The following is a 4,685-nucleotide window of genomic DNA, read 5'->3' as shown; positions in this document are numbered from 1 at the left end:
AGGGGGTGGCGGGTCCGGGTGCGGGGTGGCCGGTCGTCACGTGGCCGGGTCGCGGATCGGCGAGAGCTCGGCGGGGCGCGTTCCGGCGTACGCGGAGGACGGTTCGCTGACGGTCCGGGTCCAGCGGGAGCGGCCGGACGACCCGGTCGCGGCGGCGAACTGGCTGCCCACGCCCGACGGGGACTTTCTGTTCGTGCTCCGGCTCCGCGCGCCGGGGGCCGGGATCCTCGGCGGTACGTACGCACTCCCCGCCGTCGAACGGGTCGGGTGAGGGGAGCGGGGGCCGGAGGCCGGTGGGGGGAGGGCGATTGTCAGTGGTGCGGTTCACACTTGAGTCATGTGCCGCAGCATCAAGACCCTTCGCCCGCCAGCCATCCCCGAAGAGGCCACCGAGGAGGAGATCCGGGCCGCCGCCCTGCAGTTCGTACGGAAGGTGTCCGGCTTCCGCGCTCCGGCCGCGCACAACCAGGAGGTGTTCGACCGGGCCGTCGACGAGATCACCGAGGCGACCGTCAGACTGCTGGACGGTCTGGAGATCCGGGGTGCGGTCAGGACGCCGTAGTGGCCGTGGCGGCCGCCGATGCCGCAGCGGCCGCTTCCGCTGCCGGGCGGCGCATCAGACAGGCGGCCAGGGCGCCCGCCACGAACAGGGCGAGGACCGAGACCGCCGTGGCCACCCATGTCGCGCCGAGCCACTGGCCGCCGAAGTAGCCGAGACCCACGCTGTAACCGGCCCACGCCACGCCCGCCAGGGCCGACCAGGGCAGGAATTCCTTGACCTTGCGGTGCGCGGCGCCCGCCCCCAGGGAGACCACCGAGCGCCCGGCCGGGGCGAAGCGGGCGATTATGACGAGGATGCCGCCGCCCCGGGCGAGGGCGGCGCCGAGGCGCTCCTGCGCGGAGGTGAGGCGGCGGGAGCGGGCGATGGCCCGGTCCAGGCGCTCCCCGCCGCGCCAGGCCAGCCGGTACGCGACGAGGTCGCCGAGCACCGAGGCGGTGGCCGCACAGAGCATCAGGGCGAGGAGTGAGGGGACCTCGGTCACCTGCTGGGCGGCGCCCGCGCCCGCGACGGTCGTCGAACCGGCGGCGGCGGCCGTGGCGGCGGTGATCACCAGTACCCCGCTGGGCAGCAGAGGCAGAAATACGTCCAGGAGCACCGAAAGCGCGACCACGACGTAGATCCATGGGCTGCTGGTCAGTGCGCCCACACTCTCAAGCACCTACTACTCCCCGATTCGGAACAACGCCGCGACGTCGCAGGGGAGCGGCAGGAGCGGCAGGGTCAGCTGTACAGCGTACGCCTGACGTTCATCCGGTGATCGACAAATACGGACGATGTTGGGAACCTCACGTACACCCGGAAAATAGGAAGCTTTGGTTCCGGGCGCATGCCCGGATACGCGCCGGATACACGCCCGAATACACGCCCGGGTACGCGTCCAGATGTGTGCCCGGATGTGCGACCGGATCCATGTCTGGATGTGCGCCTGGACGCACGTCCGGATGTACGTGAGGAACGGCCCTGCTGACCGGGCGGATCAGACCGTTACGGGCGGTGCCTGCTCGGACGTGCGGTCCTTGTCGTGCTCCGTGCCGTCCCGGCCGAACAGCCGGTCCAGGGCCAGTGCGCCGGGTCCGGTGAAGACCAGCAGCAGGAATGCCCAGCAGAAGACGGCCGAGGGCTCGCCGCCGTTCTGCAGCGGGAACAGCGCCTCGGGCTGGTGGACCTTGAAGTACGCGTATGCCATGGAGCCGGAGCAGATCAGGGCGGCCACACGGGTGCCGAGTCCGGCCGTCACCAGGATGCCGCCGACGAGCTGGATGACCGCCGCGTACCAGCCGGGCCAGGTGCCGGTGGGTATGGATCCGCCGTTCATGCCGCCGAGGACGCCGAAGAGCGAGGCGGCGCCGTGACAGGTGAAGAACAGGCCGATGACGATCCGGAAGAGGCCGAGTGCGTAGGGCTGAGCCTGGTTCAAGCGTGCGTGCATGGGGGGAGGGCTCCTTCGGTCTGGTGGGGACGTGAACCGATCGGGTGCCTCAGATTAGGGAAACCTCACCAATGCTTGCAAGTTCAACATTATGTCGACTGGCTGAAAGCCGCCCCATGTTTCTCGGTCAGGCTTCGGTCCGGCACCGCCTCCAACTGCGAACCTGTGCTTGCCGTCTTGGCCTGAACCAATGGCAGCGCAGCTTTCCGGCCATGTGGAGTTGGGCCTGTGGGCAGGTTGTCGGGGCGTGGTCCGCCTGGGCTGTACCACTTGGCCGGTGACGCGTCCGTCCGGCCGTCGCCGCGCGAGCGGTCCGCCGGTTCGCCGTGCGGTGCGGCCCCGGGTGGCTCCGGGCGGGGCGGAGGCCGGCTGCGGGTGGTCCGGGGGTGAGCTGTGTGTGAGCGGGGCAGGTCAGCTGCCGGATGCGGTTCCCGGGGCACTGTCCGGTGCCGGGGCGGGCGGCGCGGTTCCGCCGCGCATGTAAGGGGCGCATCACCCGGCTGCGCATGGACTGCCGCCGGAGTGTTCGTCGGGCGAACGACCCCGAACGCTCCGGCGGCGATGTGTGGACCAGTGGTGGCGCGCGCCGGGGTGGTGAGGCGTCACGGCCCCGTGCGGGGCGGGGCGGTGAGGGAGCTCTCGTGGGTCCGGCGGGTCCGCCGGGTGCCGAGCACCGGCCGTCGCTGCCCGGCGGGCTTCCGGGGTGTGCGGGTACCGGCCGCGATCGGTCGCACTCGGCCGTACTCGGCCGAAAACGCGCCGGGGTGGGAGGGGGCGGGAAGGGAAGGGTGTGCGCACATGGGTGCGGAGCCGTGCGGTCTGCACGGCTCCGTACCCATGTGGAACGAACGACCGGGGAGGAGTGGTCGGGCGCTTGCGCGGCAGTTGTCCGGACGGCCGGCTCAGCAGCCGTTCAGGACGGATTGCAGCGCGCTCTTCTCGGCCGAGTCGACGGTCAGGTCGTAGTAGTGCTTCACGTGCACCCAGGCGCGCGCGTACGTGCACTGGTAGGCGGTGCGCGAGGGCATCCACTTGGCCGGGTCCTTGTCACCCTTGGACTGGTTGACGTTGTCCGTGACCGCGATGAGCTGCGGACGCGTCAGGTCGTTGGCGTACGCCTGCCGCTGGGCGGTCGTCCAGCTGCTGGCGCCCGACCGCCAGGCCTCGGCGAGCGGGACCATGTGGTCGATGTCCAGATCGGAGGCGGCGGTCCAGGTGGCGCCGTCGTACTCCGAGTACCAACTGCCGCTGACGGCGGCACAGCTGGAGTTCTGCTCCACGTTCGTGCCGTCACGCTCCAGCACGACCTCGCGGGTGTTGCAGGCGCCCGACTGGGTGATCCAGTGCGGGAACTTGTCGCGGCTGTAGCCGCTCGACGAACCCTCCGCCGAGACGGTCAGTTCGCTCAGGTACGTGCGGGCGGTCGAGGCGGAGACCGGGGTGGGCATGGCTGCCTGCGCGGTGGGGGCGGTGAGCAGACCGGTGGTTGCGGCGAAGGCGGCGGATGCGGCGACGACGGCGATGCGACGCGCGTAGACACCAGACATACGAACTCCCTTGATGTGGGGGGACTTTGGACGGGTGACCCGTGGGGCCCGGCCATCGTGGCGGTGCCAGGTTTCCGTGGGGTGGGCACCAGGTAACAGAGTGGCGACATGGTCACGTCACATCAAGGGTTCTGACCAACAGGACTGGAGCATGGGGGCGTACGTCCGCATCTGCGCGGGCGCGCAGGCTGACGTGGCGACAAGTCGACGGAGCCGGGAGGCGATTCGCTCGACTGGTCCGGTGCGGTCCGGTGCGGTCCGGTGCGGTGCGGTGCGGTGTGGTGCGATGCGGTCTGGTGTGGTTCGGGACGGGACGGGACGGGTACGGGGCGGTCCGATCCGGTGGGGTTCGGGGTCGGTGGGTCGTAGGGTTGCCGCGTGCTGCTACCGGTCAACATCACGCTCGGTGTCGTACTCGCCCTGCTGCTCGCCGCGGCGGCCACGGTCGCCGCGGTGGCCTCGCTCGGCCGGGCCCGCGAGATTCTGCTGGCCGGGCTGCGGGCCGCGGTCCAACTCGCCGCGGTTTCCCTGCTCATCGGCTGGGTGGTCCGTTCGTTGCCGCCGTTGCTGGGGTTCGTGGCGCTGATGTACGCCGTGGCGGTACGGACCGCGGGGCGCCGGATCACCCGCAATCGCACCTGGTGGTGGGCGGCGTTGCCGATCGCGGCGGGAGTCGTTCCGGTGGTTTCCCTGTTGCTGCTCACCGGGCTCGTGCCGGTCCGGGGCATCGCGCTGATCCCGGTGACCGGCATCCTCATCGGCGGTGCGCTGACCGCGACCGTGCTCGGCGGGAGGCGGGCGCTGGACGAGCTGACGAGCCGGCGCGGGGAGGTGGAGGCGGGGATGGCGCTCGGGCTGCTCGACCGTGACGCGCGGCTGGAGATCGCCCGGCCGGCGGCGTCGGATGCGTTGCTGCCGGGGCTGGATCAGACCCGGACGGTGGGGCTCGTCACCCTGCCGGGGGCGTTCGTGGGCATGCTGCTGGGCGGCGCCTCACCGGTGCAGGCGGGCGCCGTGCAGTTGTTCGTACTGGTAGCCCTGATGGCCGTGCAGGTGGTGGCCGTCACGACGGTGCTCGAACTGGTGGCGCGGGGGCGGCTGCACCGGGTGTGACGTCGACCCCGGGCGGGCGGGGGCTGCCCGGGGC

Annotated in this window: 6 protein-coding genes; 3 read left to right on the top strand and 3 right to left on the bottom strand. The window is 71.3% G+C overall.

Annotated elements, in window-relative coordinates:
- A partial coding sequence (locus tag AADR41_RS41320) for a DUF1214 domain-containing protein (protein WP_342287547.1) occupies positions 1 to 271 on the top strand: 271 nt, incomplete at its 5' end.
- Between the two features lie 66 nt (positions 272 to 337).
- Positions 338 to 562, top strand: a complete 225-nt coding sequence (locus AADR41_RS41315; RefSeq protein WP_072483455.1) for a DUF2277 domain-containing protein — start codon at positions 338 to 340, stop codon at positions 560 to 562.
- Here AADR41_RS41315 and AADR41_RS41310 read toward each other — a convergent pair.
- The 3 genes from AADR41_RS41310 to AADR41_RS41300 form a co-directional block, all read right to left on the bottom strand.
- Positions 549 to 1,220 carry a DedA family protein gene (locus tag AADR41_RS41310; protein ID WP_342287545.1) on the bottom strand — a complete coding sequence of 224 codons (672 nt, stop codon included), beginning with the start codon at positions 1,218 to 1,220 and terminating at the stop codon, positions 549 to 551. The two genes, AADR41_RS41315 and AADR41_RS41310, sit on opposite strands and share 14 nt — an antisense overlap.
- Positions 1,221 to 1,538: 318 nt before the next feature.
- Positions 1,539 to 1,991, bottom strand: coding sequence for a DoxX family protein (locus AADR41_RS41305; RefSeq protein WP_342287543.1), 453 nt, complete (start codon positions 1,989 to 1,991; stop codon positions 1,539 to 1,541).
- Between the two features lie 902 nt (positions 1,992 to 2,893).
- On the bottom strand, positions 2,894 to 3,538 hold the full coding sequence (locus tag AADR41_RS41300; RefSeq protein ID WP_342287542.1) for an HNH endonuclease family protein: 645 nt from the start codon (positions 3,536 to 3,538) through the stop codon (positions 2,894 to 2,896).
- Positions 3,539 to 3,916: 378 nt separating this feature from the next.
- Between AADR41_RS41300 and AADR41_RS41295 the strand changes: the two genes are divergently transcribed.
- Positions 3,917 to 4,651, top strand: coding sequence for an ABC transporter permease (locus AADR41_RS41295; protein WP_342287541.1), 735 nt, complete (start codon positions 3,917 to 3,919; stop codon positions 4,649 to 4,651).
- Positions 4,652 to 4,685 lie beyond the last annotated feature (34 nt).

The organism is Streptomyces sp. CLV115 (genome assembly GCF_038448545.1).
Classification (GTDB): domain Bacteria; phylum Actinomycetota; class Actinomycetes; order Streptomycetales; family Streptomycetaceae; genus Streptomyces; species Streptomyces sanglieri.
The sequence above is the reverse complement of the archived record's forward strand: the minus strand, read 5'-3'. Positions and strand labels throughout refer to the sequence as shown.